This is a genomic window from Marinovum sp. (assembly GCF_048263515.1).
Taxonomy (GTDB): Bacteria; Pseudomonadota; Alphaproteobacteria; order Rhodobacterales; family Rhodobacteraceae; genus Marinovum.
Map to the genome: position 1 here is coordinate 1 of NZ_JBLXEC010000028.1, position 19,979 is coordinate 19,979.

The window sequence follows — 19,979 nt, forward strand, 5'->3', positions numbered from 1 at the left end:
GGATGACACCTGCACAGAAACTGAAGATGGCCGCATAAATTCTACGACCAAGCCCCCGCAAAAACGGGGGGATTACCTTTTGGTGGACGTTAGGGTATAGGCACCCTTCCGATGAACTTGGAACTTCTCCACCAGGTCGGCAGTCGGACACCTCGATGCCCGCCGTCCTTTCGGCGGCAATCTCTTGGGAATGATTGTCAACTCAGTCCCGAAGGACCGGCAGTCTGGATTCCCGCACGAGTTCAGTCTCAGCGGACCTCCCGGAGGGAGCATCTCTTCGAGATCGATATTGAAACTTGCCAAACTTGCCATGGACCCTCGGGATTTTCCGCGAATCCACCCTTCTTTTTTTCGGACCGTTCTAAAGAACTGTCGACGAGAGTGAAGAGGACTGGCGGAAATATTGAGACTAACAAGGCCGCAGGTAAAACTTGCGGGACAAGAATATTGGCCGTGTCTTCAGAAACAGAAGGAGAAATCTGCCCCTCGTGCGGATTTTTCCATGCACCGGGCGATCAATCGGTTTTGCGTAGAAATTAATACGCAAGTTCGTCCGTGTCGCCGGTCGCGTCAGGCGAACAAATCACGTAAAAATATGACCTTGCCGACGGATCGCCGACAAGGTCTGGTCTTTGTGCCCCACTACGCGGAATGCGTCACTTTGAGGGGCCGCCCTTTTTCATGTGGTGCGCTGCGCGCTCGGGTTGGTTTGCGTTCAGGCCACGCAGGCCTTGGGGGCTCAGCCCCCAAACCCCCGAGGGTATTTTCAAACAGAAGAAGGGGTGGGGTGGGACCCTTTTGGCGGGCGGAGGGCGAGGGGGTCAGTAGGCCTTGGCAGCCTGGTACCAGGCGACGAGGGTTTGGCGTTCCTCGGGGGCGATCTCGGTGATATTGGCGGGGGGCATCGCGTGGGTGACGCCGGCGTGGAGGTAGATGGCGCGGGCGTTCTGGGCGATGTCGCCGGGGGTTTCCAGGAAGACCCCCTTGGGTGCCCAGCGGATGCCGTCCCAGACCGGCTCGCGGGCGTGGCACATCGAGCAGCGGCCGGTGACGATATTGGCGGCGTCCTCGAAGTGATCGGCCTGGGCGAATTTCTCCTCGTAGGGGGTCAGCGCCCGGGCCTCGGCCTCGTCATAGGTGCCCCAGCCCGGCTGTGTCGAGAGCCAGGCGGCGAGGATGAAGAGGATCACCGTGACGGCCCAGGTCCAGTTCGGCGCGGCTTTGCGGGCATGCGTCGAGTTGAAGTAATGCCGGATGGTGACGCCCATCAGGAAGACGAGGCAAGTGATCAGCCAGTTCCACTCGGTGGCAAAGGCCAGCGGGTAGTGGTTCGACAGCATCAGGAAGATCACCGGCAGGGTGAGGTAGTTGTTGTGGGTCGAGCGCAGCTTGGCGATCTTGCCGTACTTCGGGTCGGGGGTGCGGCCGTTCTTCAGGTCGTCCACCACGATGCGCTGGTTCGGCATGATGATGAAGAACACGTTGGCGGTCATGATCGTGGCGGTGAAGGCGCCCATGTGCAAGAGCGCCGCCCGGCCGGTGAAGATCTGGGTGTAGCCCCAGGACATCGCCACCAGGATGACGAAGAGCAGCAGCATCAGAAGCGTCGGGGTTTCGCCGAGCTTCGACTTGCAGAGGAAGTCGTAGCAGATCCAGCCGATGGTGAGCGAGGCGGCGGAGATCAGGATGCCCTGCCAGAGCGCCAGGTCGGCCTTGGCGGCATCGATCAGGTAAAGCTCGCCGCCCACCCAGTAGACGATCATCAGCATCGCTGCGCCCGAGAGCCAGGTCGAATAGCTCTCCCATTTGAACCAGGTCAGGTGGTCGGGCATCTCGGCCGGTGCCACCAGGTATTTGCGGATGTGGTAGAAACCGCCGCCATGCACCTGCCATTCCTCGCCATGGGCCCCGGGGGGCAGGTCGGGCGCCTTGCGCAACCCGAGGTCGAGGGCGATGAAATAGAACGACGAGCCGATCCAGGCGACGGCGGTGATCACGTGCAGCCAGCGGACGGCAAAGGCCAGCCAGTCCCAGAGAATTGCAGCTTCGAACATGCGGGGAATACTCCTGTCTTCTTTGCCGTCAGACTAGCGGACCTGTGGCTTTTCTTGTATTGCAGAGAAAAGCGCATCTGCATCAAAAATTGACGAAGAATGTCCTATCTCGACAATATCCGCACCTTTGTCCGTGTCTATGATCTTGGCTCGATGTCGGCCGCCGGGCGCGATCTGCGGATTTCTCCGGCAGTGACATCGGCGCGGATCTCGCAGCTTGAGCAGCATCTGAACGTCAGGCTGTTCCAGCGCACCACCCGGTCGCTGACGCCGACGGAGCAGGGGCGGGCGTTTTACGGCGGTGCCTGCGCGGTGCTCGAGGCGGTGGAACATGCCGAGGCGCAGGTCTCCTCGATCACCGAGAATCCCAAGGGCGTGCTGCATATCGCGGCGCCTTTGGGGGTGGGGCGTCGGTTGATCGCGCCGCTGGTGCCTGAATTCGCCGAGGCCTATCCGCTGATCGACATTCGGTTGCGGCTGACGGATCGGAACGTGGACCTGACGGCGGAGGGGCTGGACGTGGCGTTCTTCCTCGGCCAGCCGGAGGATTCGACCCTGCGCATTCGCAATATCGCCGACTGCAAGCGGGTGGTCTGTGCCGCACCGGAGTACGTCGCGGCACGCGGCATGCCCGACAGCGGCGAGGCGCTGGTGCGCGACAAGCACAATTGCCTGAACCTGCGTTATCCCGGCGCGCCGGAGTTCCAGTGGCGGCTGCAGACCGCCAATGGCACGCAGCGGTTCCGGGTCTCGGGGCGGTTCGAATCGGATGACGGTGACGTGCTGACCGATTGGGCGCTCTCGGGGCAGGGGGTGATCCTGAAGCCGGTCTTCGAGGTGGTCGATCACCTGAATTCCGGGGCGCTGGTGCCGGTGGCGGTGGAAACGCCGCCGGAGGATATCCAGATGGCCTTTCTCTATACCCACCGGCGGCACCAGGACCCCAAGACGCGGCTGTTCATGGAGTTCATGATCGACCGGCTGGGGGCGACGATGCGGCGGATGGAGAAAGAGGCGAAGGTCTGAGCGAGCCGCGCGGTCGCCGGACCGCGGGGGCCGGCGGCCTTCCGCATTGGTCGCTATGACAACCGCAGCCCCAGACGTGATCCGGGGCCTCCACGTTGGGCGAGAGGCCCCGGATCACGTCCGGGGCTGCGGGAGTGCGGCGTTTGATGGCGTGCCCGGCTGTCAGCCGGGAGACCCCGGATCAGGTCCGGGGCGTGGATGCGCGACAGTAAAGGGTGAGCCTTCACGCAGGCCATGACGCCCCGGATCAGGTCCGGGGCGCGAGGCACCTGGCCAAGTCGTAAACACTCAGCTCCCCCGGTAGGTCGAATACCCATAGGGCGAGAGCAGCAGCGGCACATGGTAATGCGCCTCGGCGTCATTCATCCCGAAGCGCAGCGGGATCTCGTCGAGGAACAGGATATCCTCGGACACTTGGCCGGTGCTCCGAAGATACTCTCCCGCGTGAAAAACCAGCTCGTAGCTACCGGTTTCGAAACGCTCGGCCGGCAGGATCGGCGCATCGGTGCGGCCGTCGTCATTGGTCACCGTCTCGGCGATCTGCTCGCGCGACCCGGACGACAGACGATACAAGGTGATCCGAATGCCCTCGGCCGGGCAGCCGCGGGCGGTGTCGAGGATATGGGTGGTGAGATAGCCGGACATGACATCCTCCTGCATTTGAACCTGCGCCCTATGTGACCGGAAGCGCCGGCCAAGTGAAACCCCGAGATCCGGAGAGTGCTTCAAAGATTTTTTGGTAATTCCCGGCATTGTTCTGATTTAACGTAGCCTCAAATTCTGGAGGCAGACGTGACAAGATATCCCCGTGACATGATCGGCTATGGTCCCCGCATCCCCGACGCCCAGTGGCCCGGTGGCGCCAAGGTGGCGGTGCAATTCGTGCTCAACTACGAAGAGGGCAGCGAGAACTGCGTGCTGCATGGCGATGCGGCCTCGGAGGCCTTTCTTTCCGACATTCCCGGCGCCGCCATGTGGCCGGGCCAGCGCCACTGGAACATGGAATCGATCTACGAATACGGCGCGCGGGCCGGATTTTGGCGGCTGCACCGGCTGTTCACCGGCGCGAATATCCCGGTGACGATCTACGGCGTTGCCTCGGCCCTGGCGCGGTCGCCCGAGCAGGTGGCAGCGATGCAGGACGCCGGCTGGGAGATCGCCTCTCACGGGCTGAAATGGGTTGAACACAAGGACATGCCCGAGGAGGAGGAGCGCGCTGCCATCGCCGAGGCGATCCGGCTGCACACCGAGGTGACAGGTGCGGCGCCGCGCGGCTGGTACACCGGCCGCTGCTCGGAAAACACCGTTCGGCTTGTCGCCGAGACTGGCACGTTCGACTACATCTCGGACACCTATGACGACGATCTGCCCTATTGGCGCGAATACGGCGACCGTGATCAGCTGATCATTCCCTATACGCTCGAAGCCAATGACATGCGCTTTGCCACTGCGCCCGGCTGGGTCACCGGCGAGCATTTCGGCAGCTATCTCAAGGATGCCTTCGACACGCTCTACGCCGAGGGGCAGGAGGGTTCGCCCAAGATGATGTCGATCGGGCTGCACTGCCGGCTGATCGGACGTCCCGGCAAGATCGCGGCGCTCAAGCGCTTCATCGACTACATCCAGGGCTTTGACGATGTCTGGTGCCCGACACGGCTCGAGATCGCCGAGCATTGGGCCAGCACCCATCCGCACCAGCGCCGGGAGCGGCCGTCGCAGATGTCCAAGGCGGATTTCGTGGCGAAATTCGGCGGCATCTTCGAGCATTCCGCCTGGATCGCCGAGGGCGCCCATGATCTGGAGCTCGGCCCGGCGCATGATACCGCCGCCGGCCTGCACAACGCCCTGTCACGGGTCTTCCGCAGCGCCAGCGAGGACAAACGCCTGGGCGTGCTGACAGCCCACCCCGACCTCGCCGGAAAACTGGCCGCCGCCGGACGCCTGACCGCCGAGAGCAGCTCGGAACAGGCCGGCGCCGGTCTCGACATGCTGACCGACGCCGAGCGCGAGACCTTCGCCCGGCTCAACACCGAATACGTGGAAAAACACGGTTTTCCCTTCATCATCGCGGTGCGCGACCACGACAAGGCCTCGATCCTCGCGGCCTTTGACCGGCGCATCAACAACGACCGCGAGACCGAGTTTGCCGAGGCCTGCCGACAGGTCGAGCGCATCGCCGCCTTCCGGCTGAAGGACCTGCTGCCGTGAGCGAAACCATCGTCATCACGCCGATCACCGCCGAGGGCTTTGCGCCCTTCGGCGACCTGCTCGACTGCGCCGGCGCGCCGGACAAGCTGATCAACCAGGGCAAATGCGGCCGTTACCACGACCGCGCCAGCCTCGATTTCACCGACGGCCGCGCCGGGCTCAGCCTGTTCAAGGCCGAGCTGCGCCGCCTGCCACTGACGCTCGACATGATGGAGCGCCACCCGCAGGGCTCGCAGGCCTTCATCCCGATGTCACATGACGCTTTTGTGGTCATCTGCGCCGAAGATGCGGGCAACCGCCCGGGAAAACCGCGCGCCTACCTGACCGAACCCGGTCAGGCGATCAACTTCCACCGCAACACGTGGCACGGAGTCCTGACACCGATCTCGGGATCGGGGCTGTTTGCCGTGGTGGATCGGATCGGCGCTGGCGAGAACCTGGAAGAACACTGGTTCGACACTGCCTATCAGGTGGTGGAGGGCTGAAAACCGGGCCGTCAGGAGGAGTGATGGCCCATCCAAAAACAGCTATACGGGGAGAGAACTATGGCTGACACGACAATCGGGACGGCAGCACAGCTGCGCGATCCCAACTACACGCCGCCGCTGGCAAAGGCGGTGCCGCTGGGCATCCAGCACGTGCTGGCAATGTTCGTCTCGAACGTGACACCGGCGATCATCGTCTGCGGCGCGGCGGGCTTCGGCTTCGGCTCGAACTCGCCGGACTTTCCGCAGATGATCTACATGATCCAGATGTCGATGTTCTTTGCCGGTCTGGCAACGCTGATCCAGACCATCGGCGTCGGGCCGGTGGGCGCCAGGCTGCCGATCGTTCAGGGCACGTCTTTCGCTTTCCTGCCGGTGATGATCCCGCTGGTGGCGGGCAAGGGTGTCGACGCGGTGGCGGTCCTGATGGGCGGCATCGTGGTGGGCGGTCTGTTCCATGCCACGCTGGGGCTCTTCATCGGCCGCATCCGCTTTGCCCTGCCGCCGCTGGTGACGGGCCTGGTGGTGACGATGATCGGTCTGGCCCTGGTCAAGGTCGGCATCCAGTATGCCGCCGGCGGTGTGCCGGCCATCGGCACCGAGGAGTACGGCTCGGCGTTGAACTGGTTCGTGGCCTCGGTGGTGATCCTGGTGACGCTGGGGCTGAAGTTTTTTGCCCGCGGCATGATCTCGGTCTCGGCGGTGCTGCTGGGGCTGCTGGTGGGTTACGGCGTGGCCTGGGCGCTGGGCATGGTGAACTTCGGCAATGTCGGCAATGCCGCCAGCTTCGCGCTGCCCAATCCGCTGCACTTCGGCATCGAGTTCTCGGTGGCGGCGATTGTCGGCTTCTGCCTGATGTCCTTTGTCTCGGCGGTGGAAACCGTGGGCGACGTCTCGGGGATCACCAAGGGCGGCGCCGGTCGTGAAGCCACCGACAAGGAGATCGAAGGCGCGACCTATGCCGACGGTCTGGGCACCGCGGTCTCGGGGCTGTTCGGCGCGCTGCCCAACACCTCGTTCTCGCAGAACGTCGGCCTGATCGCCATGACCGGGGTGATGAGCCGCCACGTGGTGACCATCGGCGGCATCTTCCTGATCCTCTGCGGGCTGGTGCCCAAGATCGGCGCGATCATCTCGACGGTGCCGATCGAAGTGCTGGGCGGCGGCGTGATCGTGATGTTCGGCATGGTGGTCTCGGCCGGTATCTCGATGCTGTCTGACGTCAACTGGAACCGCCGCAACATGGTGATCTTTGCCATCGCTCTGTCGCTGGGCCTCGGCCTGCAACTGGAGCCCGACGCGCTGCAGCACCTGCCGCAGACGCTGAAGGTGCTGGCCACCTCGGGCATCCTGCCGGCGGCGCTGATCGCCATCGTCCTGAACCTCGTGCTGCCGGAAGAGCTGGCCGACGAGGCGACCGAAGAGGTCTCCGGCGGTCTGGCCGGCAAGGGCACGGGCTCGATGCCCGGCGAGTGACCGGTGGGTTGAAAACCCACCCTACACAAGGGACCCCGGGTGTCGCGTCAGGCACCCGGGGTTTCTTTTTGTCCGGCGTTGGTGTGGCGTATTTTGCAAAGAGAAGAAGACCTGGACCGGTCCTGTCATTCTTCTCTTTCCAAATACGCCAAGCAACGTTTGCCCTCACGCCATGCGGCGGGCCATGTCGAGCATGCGAGCGGAAAAGCCCCATTCATTGTCGTACCAGCCGAAGATCCGCAGCACGCCGCCCTTGGAGACCGAGGTTTCGCGGCCGGCGACCACCAGCGATTCCGGCCGGCCGCGCAGGTCGGTCGAGACCAGCGGCAGGTCGGTATAGCCAAAAAGCGTCGGATCGGCGGAGGTGACCAGCCCGTTGAGCGCCTCGGCGGTGATGGCGTCGCGGGTCTGCACCGTGAGGTCGATGGCCGAGACCGAGGCGGTGGGCACGCGGATCGCGCGCGCCTCGATGCGGCCGGCGAGATGCGGCAGCACCGTGCCGATCAGCCGGCCGGCCGAGGTGGTGGTGGGCACCATCGACAGCGCGGCGGCGCGGGAACGCACCAGATCGCCACGCGGCGCATCCACCGTGGGTTGCGAGCCGGTGTAGCAATGGACCGTGGTCATGTGGCCGCTCTCGACGCCGGCGGCCTCGTCGAGCAGGCGCAGCAGCGGCGCCAGCGCATTGGTGGTGCAGGAGGCGTTGGAGATCACCGGCTGGTCGCCCAGAAGCTCGGTATTCGCGCCGAGGACGATGGTTTCGTCGGCGGCATCCGACGGCCCCGAGATCAGGATGCGGCGGGCGCCGGCGGTCAGGCCGCGGCAGGCCACGTCGCGGGTCTGGGCCTTGCCGGTGCATTCCATGACGATGTCGACGCCCGTCAGGTCGAGGCTCGAGATGTCCGGCGCATGGGTCACCGGCAGGGCGCGGCCGGCGGCATGCAGCGTGCCGTCACGGCCAGAGGCACCGCCGGGGAAGGGGCCGAAGACGCTGTCGAAGGCGAAGAGATAGGCGCAGGTTTCCAGCGAGGCAATGTCGTTGATGCCGACGATCTCGACGTCCGGGTGATCGGTCAGGACCATCCGGGTGATCGTGCGGCCGATGCGTCCGAAACCGTTGATGAAGATGCGAAGGCTCATGGCGGATCCCGAGGCGTGTGCAAGGTCAGCGGATGTGACCTGATTGCGCCGCAAGAGGCAATGCCCCGGGGGAAACTTTTGCCGCCATGCGTGGCTGCGACCAAATGATACGACAATCAACGAAATGGTGACTTAAATCTTCACGCCCCAAGGGCTAGGAAGATGCAACGATCTGACAGCCCTTGGGGAGTGGTGCGATGATCCCGGAACTCGGACAATTTGCCTTGGCGCTGGCGCTGGCGCTGGCGCTGGTGCAATCGCTGGTGCCGATGATTGGCGCGGCACGCGGCAACCTGGTGTGGATGCGCTCGGCGCAATCGACCGCGCTGGGGCAGCTTCTGTTCACCGCCGTGGCCTTTGGCGCGCTGATGTGGGCCTTCGTGGTCAGCGATTTCACCGTGCGCAACGTGGCCGAGAACTCCAATTCGCTGAAACCAATGATCTACAAGGTCGCCGCGACCTGGGGCAGCCACGAGGGCTCGCTGCTGCTCTGGACGCTGATCCTGACGCTCTTCGGCGCGGGCGTCGCGGTCTTCGGCTCGAATATCCCGCATGCGCTGCGGGCGCGGACCCTGTCGGTGCAGGCCTGGATTTCGGTGGGCTTCCTGACCTTCATGCTGTTCACCTCGAACCCGTTCGAGCGCATCCTGCCGCCGCCGGTCGATGGCAATGACCTCAACCCGCTGCTGCAGGACATCGGCCTCGCCATGCATCCGCCGCTGCTCTACGTGGGCTACGTCGGCTTTTCGATCGTCTTCAGCTTTGCCGTTGCCGCGCTGATCGAGGGGCGGGTCGATGCTGCCTGGGCGCGCTGGGTGCGGCCCTGGACGCTGGCGGCCTGGATGAGCCTGACCGCCGGCATCGCTCTGGGGTCATGGTGGGCCTATTACGAGCTCGGCTGGGGCGGCTGGTGGTTCTGGGATCCGGTGGAGAACGTCAGCTTCATGCCCTGGTTGCTTGGCACGGCGCTGCTGCATTCCGCCATCGTCACCGAGAAGCGCGGGGCCTTCAAATCCTGGACCATCCTGCTGGCAATCCTCACCTTTTCGCTGTCGCTGCTGGGCACCTTCATCGTCCGCTCGGGGCTTTTGACCTCGGTGCATGCCTTTGCCGTCGATCCCGAGCGCGGGGTCTATATCCTTGGCCTGCTGGGGGTCTCCATCGGTGGCTCGCTGACGCTTTACGCGGTGCGGGCCCCGGCGATGGAGGGCGGCGGGCTGTTCGCCCCGGTCAGCCGCGAGGGCGGACTTTTGATCAACAACCTGCTGTTGGCGGTGGCCACAGGCACGGTGCTCTTCGGCACGCTTTATCCGCTGTTTCTCGAGGCGGTGACCGGCGACAAGATCTCGGTCGGGCCGCCGTTCTACAATGCCTCCTTCGTGCCGATCATGCTGCCGCTGGTTTTTGTCATGGCGCTGGGGCCGTTCCTGACCTGGAAGCGGGCCGACCTGAAGGGCATCCTGCAACGGCTCTGGCTGGCGCTGGGGCTGGCGGCTCTGGCGGCGCTGGTGGTCTGGTACATGGTGACCGGCGGGCCGGTGCTGGCGGTGCTGGCCTTTGGCCTGGGTATCTGGCTGATGGTTGCGACGCTGCAGGAATGGGCGAACCGGATCAAGCTGTTCCGCGCGCCCCTGGGCGAGAGCCTGCGCCGGGCGCGCAACCTGCCGCGGGCGAGCCACGGCATGACCCTGGCGCATCTGGGCCTTTCGGTCTGCATCCTGGGGTTTGTCGGCTCTTCGGCCTGGAAGGAAGACGTGATCACCTTTGCCAAGCCCGGCACGCAGGTGCAGGTCGCGGGCTTCGACGTCACCTTCGAGGGCGTGGAAGAGGTGCCGGGGCCGAACTACATGGCCTTCCGCGGTACGCTGGAGGTGCGCCGTGACGGCGAGTTCGTGCAATACCTCTATCCCGAGCGGCGCAACTACCCCGTCGCCCGCAGCCAGACCACCGAAAGCGCCATTCGCCATTCGCTGGCCGGCGACCTCTATGCCTCGATCAGCGAGCCCGCCTCGCAGACCGTGGGCGAGGCCTGGACACTGCGGGTGCTCTACGAGCCGCTGGTGAACTTCATCTGGCTGGGCTCTTTCATGCTGGTTCTGGGCGGGGCGCTCAGCCTCAGTGACCGGCGGCTGCGCATCGGTGCGCCGCGCCGGGCCAAGGTGCCTCAGATGGCGCAACCTGCGGAGTAAAGTGACATGCAACGTATCCTCGTCCTGCTGCCGATCGCGGTGGTGCTGGTCATCGGCGGCTTCTTTGTCTGGGGGCTGAACCCGGACCGCGACCCCAATGCCATCCCCTCGGTGTTGATCTCGAAGCCGGCGCCGGAATTTGCCCTGGCGCCGATTGCCGGGGTCGCCGTGCCGGGGCTGGCGACGGCCGACCTGGCGACCGGCGAACCGGTGCTGGTCAATGTCTTTGCCTCCTGGTGCGTGCCCTGCCGGGCCGAGCACAAGGTGCTGACGCGGCTGGCGGCGCAGGAGGGCTTTGCGCTTTTCGGCATCAATTACAAGGACAAGCCCGAGGCAGCGAAGGCATGGCTCGAAGAGCTGGGCAATCCCTACCAGCGCATCGGCTCGGACGAGAGCGGGCGCGCGGGGCTTGAATGGGGCATCTCCGGCGTACCGGAAAGCTTTCTGATCGACGCGTCGGGCACCGTGGTCTGGCGGTATGTCGGGCCGATTGCCACTGAACAGGCGCAGGACGATCTGCGCGCGGCCCTGGCGGCGGCGCGGGCGGAGGCGGGCTCGTGAGGGGGCTGCTTGCCGCGCTGCTGATCGTGCTGGCCGGCATGGCGGCGGCGGTGGAGCCTGACGAGATCCTCGACGATCCGGTGCTGGAGAACCGCGCCCGCGTGATCTCGCGCGATATCCGCTGCGTGGTCTGCCAGAACGAGCCGATCGACAGCTCCAACGCCGGCGTGGCGCGCGACCTGCGGCTGCTGATCCGCGAACGGCTGGTGGCCGGCGACAGCGATGACGAGGTCAGGCAATACCTCGTCGACCGCTACGGCGATTACGTGCTGTTCAAGCCGCCGTTCAAACCTTCGACCTATGCGCTCTGGCTGGCGCCCTTTGTCCTTCTGGGGCTGGGGGCGGTGGCGGCGGGCGTCGCCCTGCGGCGGCGCGGCGGGCGCGGCAGCTCCGAGGCGCTGAGCCCGGAAGACGAGGCGCGCGTGGCCGAGCTCATGTCGCGCTATGACCAAGAGCAGACCAAGAAAGACGGCTGACGCATGACATTCTGGATACCCGCTGCCGCCATGGCGCTTGTTGCCGTGCTGGTGATCCTTCTGCCGCTCTGGCGCCGCGAGGGCATCGCGGTCGATCACCGCGACGGCGCCCTGGCGATCTTTGTCGACCAGCTGCGGGAGATTGACGCCGAAGCGGCGCGTGGGCTGATCTCGGCCGGCGAGGCCGATGCGGCGCGGCTGGAGATCAAGCGCCGGATGCTGGCGGTGGAACGCGAGGAGGGCCGTGGCCCGGCCCGTGTCGGTGGCGCCGTGGTGCTGATGGTGCTGGCGGTGCTGGTGCCGCTGCTGGCCGGCGGGGTCTATGCGCTGATCGGCGCGCCGGGGGCGCAGAGCCTGCCGTTCGCTGAGCGCGCCGCCGAGCGCGAGGAAGACCAGAAGATCGTCGAGCTCACCGAGCGGCTGCGCGCGCGGCTCTTGTCTGACGAGGACGGCGGGCCGACCGAAGGCTGGGAGCTGCTGGCGCAGACCTACATGAAGATGGGTCGCTACGGCGCCGCCGCCGAGGCGTTGGGCCGGATCGTGACCCGCGACGACGCCCACTCCGGCCATCTGACGCAATGGGCCGAGGCACTGATCGCCGCCAATGACGGTCTGATCACCGCCCAGGCGGCCTCGGCCATCGATCAGGCGCTCGACATGGACGTGCTGAACCCGGCGGCGAGCTACTACAAGGCGCAATGGCTGGAGCAGGAAGGCCGCGGCGCGCAAGCCCGCGAGCTGTTGATGCTGCGCTTGCGGCAGGAGCGCGAGGCGCAGCCGTGGATGGAGATATTCGTCCGCCAGATAAACCGACTGGGCGCCGAAACCGGCGCCGAGCCTGTAGCGCTGAGCGATTTCGTCACGCAGCGCGGACCCAGCGCCGCGGATGTCGAGGCGGCGCAGGAGATGACCGAAGAGGAGCGCGGCGATTTCATCCGCTCGATGGTGGCTCGGCTGGCGGAACGGCTCGAGGACGAGCCCGACGACATCGACGGCTGGCTGCAGCTCGGGCGCGCCTATGGCGTGCTGGGCGAGCGGGAGAAGGCCCTGGAGGCCTACCGCGCGGCTGAAGGGGTGCTTGGGGGGCTGGCCTCTGACGATCCGCGGCGGCGCGCGGTGGCCGAGGGGCTTGCGGAGTTCGGCGGGTAGTTCTCTTGTCGGGTAGCGGGAGCGAGGGGCCAGCCCCTCGCGCTCCCCGAGGGTATTTGCAGCAAGAGGAAGATGGGGGCGGGGGCTGTTGGGCAGCCGCGCGCCCTTTTGGTGTGGTCAGCCGCCGGCCTGGGTGATGGCTTCGAAGATCGCGGCTTCGGTCAGGATTTCGGGCAGGGGGATGCCATTGGGGGCGGCGGGGCCGTAGACGGCGTTGAAGGGGATGCCGTAGCGGCCGAAGCTTTCCAGGTAGGCCGAGATCGCGTCGCTGGGGCGGGTCCAGTCGGCCTGCATCGGGATAATGGCGTCGCTGGCGAGGGCCTCCGAGACCGGGCCACGGTCGAGGACCAGCGCCTTGTTGGCCTTGCAGGTCAGGCACCAGTCGGCGGTGACATCGACGAAGACGATGCGGCCGTCCTTGACGTGGCTAGCGAGGCTTGTGGCGTCGAAACTGGCCCAGTTGGTGGCGCCTTGGGCGGCGTCTGCCGGGGCCGGGGCGCGCAGGGCGGGCAGGGTGATCGCCAGCGCTGCGAGGGCCGCCACGGTCAGGGCGCGGGCCGGCAGGCGGCGGAAGGCCAGGGCGGCGAGGATCAGCGCCATCAGCAGGGCCGTGAGACCCGCGGCCTGAAGTCCCGAGACCGCGGCCAGGACAAAGAACAGCCAGGCGGCGGTGAGCGCCAGCAGGGCGCCCATCACCAGTTTCAGCGCCAGCATCCAGCGGCCGGGTTTCGGCAGCAGGCCCACCACGCCGGGGAAGGCTGCGACCGCCAGATAGGGCAGCGCCAGGCCGAGGCCAAGGGCAGTGAAGATCACCGCGATCTCGCGGCCGCCACCAGACAGCGCATAGGCCACCGCGGTGCCGAGGAAGGGTGCCGAGCAGGGCGTGGCCAGCACCGCGGCAAAGGCGCCGGTGGCGAAATCGCCCAACCGGCCCTTGCCGCCGGCGACCGACAGGCGGGTTTGCAGCGTGGACGGCAGCGACAGCTCGAAGAGGCCGAAGAGGTTGGCGGCGAAGAGCACCAGGATCACGATCATCGTCGAGAGGAACACCGGGCTCTGGAACTGCAGGCCCCAGCCCACGGCCTGGCCCATGCTCTGCAGCCCCCAGGTGACCGCGGCCAGCGCCCAGAAGAACACCAGCACGCCAGCCGCCGAGAGCAGGAAGCCGGCGCGCACGCGGGCGCGGCCCTGGTCGGCCTTGCGCACCGCTGAAGCGAGCTTGATCGACAGCACCGGCAGCACGCAGGGCATGACGTTGAGGATCAGCCCGCCCAGCACCGCGATCAGCGCCATGGTGACAAGACCGCGGGCGGCGGTTGGCGCGGCCGGGGCGGTCTCGGTCAGCGCGGATGTGACGGTGCCGGCGATGGCGCCATCGGTGACCGTCAGGCGCAGCGCCTCGGGCGTGCCGTCGAGCGGGTAGAGCAGGGGTACCCGGGCCCAGAGGCGGGTGCGGTCGTCACCCAGGCGCAGTTCGGGCTTGCCGAAGATCGCCGTGCCAAGCTCGGGGAAGACATCGGGGGTGCGGAAGGCCGTGGCCTGGCGCACCGCGAAGGTCAGGGCGCTGTCTGACAGATGCGCGGCCTCGATCTCGAAGCCAGAGGCGGCGCCTTCTTCGGGCACCTGGTCCAATGCCGTGGCCAGTATCGCGGCGGCATCGGCGTCGATGCCGGTGCCTTGCGGCAGCGCGAGCGTCAGGTCGAAATCCTCGGGAATGCAGATGTCTTTGCAGACCAGCAGCCGCACGCGGGTTGTCAGATCGACCGGCTGGCCGGGCCGGTCCAGCGTCAGGCTGATCGGAAAGGTCACCGCATCGCCATAGCCGAAGTTTTCGATGTCGAAGGCGGTAAACCGCGTCGGCGCGGGAAAGAGCAGCTCGGCGCCGGCAAGGTTCTGCGCCTCTGACCAGTCGAGCTCTGGCGGCAGGCCGACCTCGCCGGGGCTGCGCCAATAGGTCTTCCAGCCTTCGCCCATCTCGATCACCAGACCGGCCGACAGGGTGCTGGCATCGGGCGCCACGCCCTGCTCGGCGGCGATCAGCCGGGCAGTCAGCGCCGGAGAGCTGTGGGTCTCGGACGTGGCGGCACCGGCGGCCAGGGGCAGGGCAAGGGTCAGCAGGGTCCAGAGGACGCGGGCAAGGCGCATGAGATCTCCTTTGATGAGAGATATTAGCCGATCACGCGCCGGTATGCGCCATCCGCCCGATCACGTCGAGGGGGGCGGGGTGTCACTTTGGCGCGAGGCCTGGCCGCACGGCGATTCAGTGTCTGCTGGTGACGCGTCGGAGACCCGAAGGCCGGCGGTGACCCGGGGAACCGCAGGGCGCGCAATCGGCCGGCGGTGAGGCTCAGCCGCGCGGCATCCGCAGGACGATGTTGCGGCCGCCTTTCACGTAGCTGAGCTGGCCGTCGCTGATCGCCGAGACCCGGCCGCCGTCGATCCGGTCGCCGACCTTGACCTTCTGGTAGCGCCCATTGGCCAGACGCACCAGGGCGCGGCGGCTGGAGGGTTTGCCGTAGACGCCGATCAGGTTGACCTTGCGCAGGTTGATGGCGTTCTTCTCGGTGGCGGCAGCGGCCACGGAGGACCGCGACGGGATGCTGGGCTGCACCGTGCGCGGCTGCACCGCGGCGGTCTGGCGCGCGGTGGTCTCGGCCTCGGCATTGCGGGTGGCACGAGTGACCAGGGCGGCAATGTTGGCCGGGCGCGTCTTGGGCTGCGGCGAGGCGGCGACGGCGAGCGCGCTGGCCTCGATCTTGGCGGCCTCTTCCGCGTCGTCTTCGGCGATGTCCTGGGCGAGCGAGGCGGCGGCGGCCGGGCGTTCGACCTCGGGCCGCGGGCGCGGGCGCTTCTGGCGCAGCTCGGCCAGGCTGACGCCGCCGAGGTTGGCGCGTTCGTTCTGTTCCTCGAGATCGCCGGGGCGCGGCCGGGGCTTGAGCCCGGCCAGCGTCTCGTCCACCACGGTGGCGATGCTGGCGGCGGGTTCCTCGGGCTCGGTCACATCGGGGGTGACCGGTTCGTCGGCATCAAGATCGGCGTCGGTCTCTGGCGCTGGCTGCGCGGCCTCGACCGGGCGTTCGGCACCGGGGCGCAGCGGCGGTTTCAGCGGCGGCGGGCCCTGGACCAGCAGGAAGCCGGCGGGGTGGCGCACGCCTTCGGGGGTGGGCAGGATCAGACCGTTTTCGTCAAAGGTCAGGCCGGCGTCGGCGGGATAGGGGTTGATCTGCGCCGGCGGCGGAAGGTCCGTCTGCGCCTCGAGGCTGGTGGGAATGGCCACGGCGTCCCCCACGGCGACCGAGGGGTCGATCGAGGCGACGTAGACATCGCCGACGAGGTTGTGGCCGGGTTCCGCCGGCGGCAGCGGTGCGCGCTGCCAGATGCCGGTGGCGGCATAGCGCGCCTCGGCCTGTTCGGGCGTCAGCGCCTCGGCCTCGAAGGGCACCGACAGGCCGTCGACCTGGTCTTCGACCAGATCGCGTGACAGCGCCGGCACGCCGGAGCTGAGCGCCGCGAGGTTGATCGCGGCCGGGTCCTGCGGGTCGATCTCGGTGCCGCTGTCGGGCAGGGCGAGCGCGGTTTCCGGCAGCGGTTCGACCACGGCGGGCGGCGTGTCGGGATTCGCCGTGGCGGCGGCTGCCGGCTCGGCAAGGGTGGCGGCCGGGGGCTCGACCGCGGCGACCTGTGTCTCGGGCGTGCGGCGGAAGAATCCGGCGAGCCCTTCGTCGAGGAAGATCGAGGCCATGGCGGCCACGGCCAGCATCGTCAGAAGCAGCACGGCGGTCAGGATCAGCCCGAGGAAGCGCGGCTTGCCGCCGATCTTCTGCTGGCCGCGAGCGCCGAATACAGTCATCCGCTCGCCTTCGTCCAGCACGGCGCTGCCGCCGGCGGTGGCCGCGGCGCCCTTGCCCCTGGCCTTGCCGAAGGCGGGCTTGCGGATGTCGGCCTCGGGCTTGCGCGGCTTGCGACGGCTGGCAAAGCCGATGGATTTGCCGGTCGCATCCGGCACGGCCGTGCTGGCGGCGATGGGGGGCGTGTCCTCGGCGGTGGGCTCGTCAGGCTTGGCCTTGGGGCGCATCGAGAACGAGGCGCGGGCCTTGGCGGCAAGGTCTTCGCTGACGTCGCGGGCCTTGGGCGCGGCCGGGGCCGGCGCGTCGCGGCGGCCGGGCATCTCGTCCTGGACGGCGCTGATCGGAGTGACCGGGCGCGGCGCCGGGGTGTCGCGATGAGCACGAATGCTGGCAAAGCTGGGCGCGGCCACAGGATCTTCGGCGGCGGGCTTGGGGGCCGGGGCCTTGGGCGCGGCGGCTTTCGCCGGCGCCTTGGCGGGAAGCTTGGGCTGCGGCTTCTGCGCCGCCGGGGCGGGTGCGGGTTTCGACGCGGCGGCTTTGGCGGCCGGCGTTGGCGCAGGTTTCGGCGCGGCGGCCTTGGCGGCGGGCTTGGGCGTCGGCGCGGGTTTGGGTGTGGGAGCAGGTGCGGGCGCGGCCTTTGCGGCCGGCGTCGCCTCTGGCTTGGGCTGCGGCGTCGGAGCCGGCTTCTGCGCTGGCGCGGCCTCTGCCTTGGGGGCGGGCGCGGGTTTCGGCGCCGGTTTTGCCTCTGCCGCCGGAGCGGGTTTGGCTTCCGGCTTGGGCGCTGGCTTCGGTTCAGGCTTGGCCTCTGCCTTGGGTGCAGGCTTCGGATCAGGCTTGGGTTCAGGCTTAGCTTCTGCCTTGGGCGCAGGCTTTGCGTCCGGCTTGGCCTCAGCTTTTGGGGCCGGCGTTGCCTCGGGCTTGGGCTCAGGCTTCGGAGTGGGCTTCGCTTCGGCCTTGGGCTCCGGCGTCACCTCTGCCTTGGCGTCCGGCTTCGGAGCAGGCGTCGCGTCAGGCTTCGGTTCCAACTTCGGCGCTGCTTCGACCGGCTTCGGTGCCGGGCGCGGGACGACGGTGATCGGGGCCGGGTCGGCCTGGACCTTTACGCCGGGGGCGAGCGAGGTCAGCGCGGTCTCGGTCGGGCCGAAGAACGGCTCGCGGCTGAAACCGGCGTCAGGCCCGATGTCGGACACAAAGGCCAGCGGGTGGAAGCCATGCGCGGCGGCAAAGCTCTCGGCCTCTTCCAGCGTCTCGCGCGCGACGGCGGCAATCTGCACCCGACCGTCGCGCTGCTCGTAGTCGTAGACCAGATCGTCGATCGCATAGGGCGTGGCCCCGTCGAGCGCCGATTCGACGGCCTCTTCCACGGAACTGCCGGCCGTCGGCGCGGGAATGTCGAGAAAGCGGACCTGTTCGGTCGGCAGGACAAGCTTGACGTCGGCCGGATCGCCCGGCAGGCCGGCGGCGGATTCCCGCAGCGCTGCAAGGGCTTTGGGCAGGTTCGACGTCTCGGGCGAGACATCGCCGAGCTTGTACCAATGGCCCGTGGTTCCGCCCTCTGCACGGCGCAGCAGGGCGATCCCGTCGAAGGACAGCAGAAGTGCAAAATCAGGTTTCATTCGTCCGGCTTTCGCACTCCTTCACGGGTCACACAAGTCACGACCGCCTCACGCAATATTTAGGGCAGCTTCCCGCCGAGAAAACCCTTTGCGCCGCTTCACGGCCCCCCATAGACTTGGCGCGACCACGGCGCGCGCGCAAGATGCGGTGAGGCCGCAGGTAGTATAGCACAAAGGTTGCGCCAATGTTGAGACGTCTGATTATAAACACTTTTGTCACTCTGATCGCAACGATTCCCGTGGCCGCGCAAGAGACGCTTTCGCCCCGGCAGATCGTGGTCACCGGCGAAGGGCTGGTGCAGGCGGCACCCGACATGGCGACGCTGTCGATCGGCGTCGGCCACGAGGCGCCGAGTGCCGCCGAGGCGATGGCCGAGGTCAGCGCCACGGTGCAGCAGGTCTTCACCCGGCTGACCGAGCTGGGGGTGGCGCAGCGCGATGTTCAGACCGCCTCGTTGCGGATCGATCCGATCTGGCGCGAGCGCAATCGCTCGACCCCCGAGGAAGTGCCCGAGATCGTGGGCTTTCGCGCCAACAATGACCTGACCATCCGCCTGCGCGACATGGCGCAGCTGGGCGCGATCATCGGCGTGCTGATCGCCGACGGGGCCAACCGGCTCTCTGGCATCGGTTTCGGGGTCGAGAGCCCCGAGGTCTACCTGACCGAAGCGCGGCGGCTGGCGGTGGTCGACGCCCAGGCCCGCGCGGCGCTTTATGCCAAGGCGGCGGGGGTGGAGCTGGGACCGGTGCTTGAGATCGTCGAGCCCAATGGCGGCGGCATGCCGGGGCCGATGTACGCCCGCGCCGAATCCATGTCGATGGCCAGCGACGTGCCGGTGGCGGCCGGAGAGATGACCTTCAGCGCGCAGGTGCGCATGACCTTTGCCATCGCCCGCTAGGGGCGGCGTCAGACCGGGTCGGGCAGGTAGAAGGCATTGCGTTCCATCAGCCCGACCAACCGGTAGCCGAGGCCGGGAAAGTGCTCCGAAAGCTGCGCCTCGTAAGCGCGCTGCGCCCAGGGCTTGTCGGCCTCGAGCACGATCAGCGGCCGCCGGGTCTCGATCACCCGCTGTGCGCCGAGGATGCCAGGCCATTCGTGACCCTCGAGATCGAGATGCAGGATCGACACCCGCCGCGAGGCGTCGACCAGATCGTCGATCGGCACCACCGGCACGCTCTCGGTCTGCCCTTCGATCGCGCTGTCCACCACCCGTGCCCTGGCCGCCATCGGCCGGCCGCTGTCCGAGACCGTCTGAAGATGCAGCGTGCCGGGCTCGGCGCCCACGGCCACCGGGTGCAGCGCCACGTTGTCGAGCCGGTTGAGCGTGATGGTGATCTGCGCGGCGGCATGGCTGAGCGGCGCGGGTTCAAACGAGTGTACCGTCGCGCCGGAGGCCATGACCTGTGACAGCGCGGGCAGGAAATCACCCACGAAGGTGCCACCGGTGATGATGTCGCCGTCGCGCACCCAGCGCCGCATCAGCCGCAGGGTGTCGGGCTCGTAGACCCCGCCCGAGAGCAGCACCCGCGGCACCTCTCGCCGGGCATAGGCGTCGGGCACGCAGTAGAAGCCGTATTCGTTGACGGCCGTTGTATAGCCGAAGTCCGGACCTGCGGTCTCGGCGCCTTTGACGGGGATGGTTCTGTGCTGCATCGATCTGCCCTTTGCGGCATTTTTCAGCAGTATAGGCCCATGCGTGTCCGCGCCAAAGACAAATCGCGCCCCGAGGGTGCCCGGGGCGCGATCTGTT

The 19,979-nt window shown here is 67.3% G+C and carries 15 protein-coding genes; 9 read left to right on the top strand and 6 right to left on the bottom strand.

From position 1 onward, the window contains the following. Positions 1 to 821 precede the first annotated feature (821 nt). Positions 822 to 2,054, bottom strand: a complete 1,233-nt coding sequence (locus tag ACN0SE_RS18625) for a urate hydroxylase PuuD (protein ID WP_417526035.1) — start codon at positions 2,052 to 2,054, stop codon at positions 822 to 824. Positions 2,055 to 2,153: 99 nt separating this feature from the next. Here ACN0SE_RS18625 and ACN0SE_RS18630 point away from each other — a divergent pair, with 99 nt between their 5' ends. After that, positions 2,154 to 3,080 (top strand): LysR family transcriptional regulator, encoded by a 927-nt coding sequence (locus tag ACN0SE_RS18630; protein ID WP_417526036.1) that lies wholly within the window; start codon positions 2,154 to 2,156, stop codon positions 3,078 to 3,080. A 288-nt stretch (positions 3,081 to 3,368) separates the two neighbouring features. Here the strand turns inward: ACN0SE_RS18630 and uraH are convergent, their stop codons facing one another. Then, positions 3,369 to 3,725, bottom strand: coding sequence for a hydroxyisourate hydrolase (gene uraH / locus ACN0SE_RS18635; protein WP_417526037.1), 357 nt, complete (start codon positions 3,723 to 3,725; stop codon positions 3,369 to 3,371). A 147-nt stretch (positions 3,726 to 3,872) separates the two neighbouring features. Here uraH and puuE point away from each other — a divergent pair, with 147 nt between their 5' ends. The 3 genes from puuE to ACN0SE_RS18650 are packed head-to-tail and all read left to right on the top strand — an operon-like array spanning position 3,873 to position 7,249. Continuing rightward, positions 3,873 to 5,288, top strand: coding sequence for an allantoinase PuuE (gene puuE, locus ACN0SE_RS18640; protein WP_417526038.1), 1,416 nt, complete (start codon positions 3,873 to 3,875; stop codon positions 5,286 to 5,288). Further along, positions 5,285 to 5,773 (top strand): ureidoglycolate lyase, encoded by a 489-nt coding sequence (locus ACN0SE_RS18645; protein ID WP_417526039.1) that lies wholly within the window; start codon positions 5,285 to 5,287, stop codon positions 5,771 to 5,773. The genes puuE and ACN0SE_RS18645 overlap by 4 nt, the downstream gene beginning before the upstream one ends. A 60-nt stretch (positions 5,774 to 5,833) precedes the next feature. Next, a complete protein-coding gene (locus ACN0SE_RS18650) occupies positions 5,834 to 7,249 on the top strand; it encodes a uracil-xanthine permease family protein (RefSeq protein WP_417526040.1) in 1,416 nt (471 codons plus the stop codon). A 165-nt stretch (positions 7,250 to 7,414) separates the two neighbouring features. On the opposite strand, the gene ACN0SE_RS18655 is transcribed toward ACN0SE_RS18650, so the two are convergent. Further along, positions 7,415 to 8,389, bottom strand: a complete 975-nt coding sequence (locus ACN0SE_RS18655) for a type I glyceraldehyde-3-phosphate dehydrogenase (protein ID WP_417526041.1) — start codon at positions 8,387 to 8,389, stop codon at positions 7,415 to 7,417. A gap of 197 nt (positions 8,390 to 8,586) precedes the next feature. Between ACN0SE_RS18655 and ACN0SE_RS18660 the strand changes: the two genes are divergently transcribed. Genes ACN0SE_RS18660 through ccmI form a run of 4 tightly spaced genes read left to right on the top strand, consistent with a single transcriptional unit; the run spans position 8,587 to position 12,764 of the window. Next, positions 8,587 to 10,578: a heme lyase CcmF/NrfE family subunit gene (locus tag ACN0SE_RS18660; RefSeq protein WP_417526042.1), complete on the top strand. Its 1,992-nt coding sequence runs from the start codon at positions 8,587 to 8,589 to the stop codon at positions 10,576 to 10,578. Positions 10,579 to 10,584: 6 nt separating this feature from the next. Continuing rightward, positions 10,585 to 11,139: a DsbE family thiol:disulfide interchange protein gene (locus ACN0SE_RS18665; protein WP_417526043.1), complete on the top strand. Its 555-nt coding sequence runs from the start codon at positions 10,585 to 10,587 to the stop codon at positions 11,137 to 11,139. After that, positions 11,136 to 11,615 (top strand): cytochrome c-type biogenesis protein CcmH, encoded by a 480-nt coding sequence (locus ACN0SE_RS18670; protein ID WP_417526044.1) that lies wholly within the window; start codon positions 11,136 to 11,138, stop codon positions 11,613 to 11,615. The genes ACN0SE_RS18665 and ACN0SE_RS18670 overlap by 4 nt, the downstream gene beginning before the upstream one ends. A gap of 3 nt (positions 11,616 to 11,618) precedes the next feature. Then, positions 11,619 to 12,764 carry a c-type cytochrome biogenesis protein CcmI gene (ccmI, locus tag ACN0SE_RS18675; RefSeq protein ID WP_417526045.1) on the top strand — a complete coding sequence of 382 codons (1,146 nt, stop codon included), beginning with the start codon at positions 11,619 to 11,621 and terminating at the stop codon, positions 12,762 to 12,764. A gap of 117 nt (positions 12,765 to 12,881) precedes the next feature. On the opposite strand, the gene ACN0SE_RS18680 is transcribed toward ccmI, so the two are convergent. After that, a complete protein-coding gene (locus ACN0SE_RS18680; RefSeq protein ID WP_417526046.1) occupies positions 12,882 to 14,909 on the bottom strand; it encodes a protein-disulfide reductase DsbD family protein in 2,028 nt (675 codons plus the stop codon). A gap of 202 nt (positions 14,910 to 15,111) precedes the next feature. Next, positions 15,112 to 18,228, bottom strand: a complete 3,117-nt coding sequence (locus tag ACN0SE_RS18685; RefSeq protein WP_417526047.1) for a hypothetical protein — start codon at positions 18,226 to 18,228, stop codon at positions 15,112 to 15,114. Between the two features lie 239 nt (positions 18,229 to 18,467). On the opposite strand from ACN0SE_RS18685, the gene ACN0SE_RS18690 reads away from it, so the two are divergent. Continuing rightward, positions 18,468 to 19,127 (top strand): SIMPL domain-containing protein, encoded by a 660-nt coding sequence (locus ACN0SE_RS18690; protein WP_417526048.1) that lies wholly within the window; start codon positions 18,468 to 18,470, stop codon positions 19,125 to 19,127. Between the two features lie 8 nt (positions 19,128 to 19,135). On the opposite strand, the gene ACN0SE_RS18695 is transcribed toward ACN0SE_RS18690, so the two are convergent. Further along, complete coding sequence (locus ACN0SE_RS18695; RefSeq protein ID WP_417526049.1) at positions 19,136 to 19,882, bottom strand: FkbM family methyltransferase; 747 nt, start codon at positions 19,880 to 19,882, stop codon at positions 19,136 to 19,138. Positions 19,883 to 19,979: the final 97 nt, after the last annotated feature.

Excerpts from the sequence above, each read along its gene's own strand:
- ccmI (WP_417526045.1), top strand. The coding sequence starts at position 11,619 with ATGACATTCTGGATACCCGCTGCCGCCATGGCGCTTGTTGCCGTGCTG.
- ACN0SE_RS18660 (WP_417526042.1), top strand. The coding sequence starts at position 8,587 with ATGATCCCGGAACTCGGACAATTTGCCTTGGCGCTGGCGCTGGCGCTG.
- ACN0SE_RS18625 (WP_417526035.1), bottom strand. The coding sequence starts at position 2,054 with ATGTTCGAAGCTGCAATTCTCTGGGACTGGCTGGCCTTTGCCGTCCGC.
- ACN0SE_RS18685 (WP_417526047.1), bottom strand. The coding sequence starts at position 18,228 with ATGAAACCTGATTTTGCACTTCTGCTGTCCTTCGACGGGATCGCCCTG.
- ACN0SE_RS18630 (WP_417526036.1), top strand. The coding sequence starts at position 2,154 with ATGTCCTATCTCGACAATATCCGCACCTTTGTCCGTGTCTATGATCTT.
- ACN0SE_RS18665 (WP_417526043.1), top strand. The coding sequence starts at position 10,585 with ATGCAACGTATCCTCGTCCTGCTGCCGATCGCGGTGGTGCTGGTCATC.
- ACN0SE_RS18650 (WP_417526040.1), top strand. The coding sequence starts at position 5,834 with ATGGCTGACACGACAATCGGGACGGCAGCACAGCTGCGCGATCCCAAC.
- ACN0SE_RS18680 (WP_417526046.1), bottom strand. The coding sequence starts at position 14,909 with ATGCGCCTTGCCCGCGTCCTCTGGACCCTGCTGACCCTTGCCCTGCCC.
- uraH (WP_417526037.1), bottom strand. The coding sequence starts at position 3,725 with ATGTCCGGCTATCTCACCACCCATATCCTCGACACCGCCCGCGGCTGC.
- ACN0SE_RS18695 (WP_417526049.1), bottom strand. The coding sequence starts at position 19,882 with ATGCAGCACAGAACCATCCCCGTCAAAGGCGCCGAGACCGCAGGTCCG.
- ACN0SE_RS18655 (WP_417526041.1), bottom strand. The coding sequence starts at position 8,389 with ATGAGCCTTCGCATCTTCATCAACGGTTTCGGACGCATCGGCCGCACG.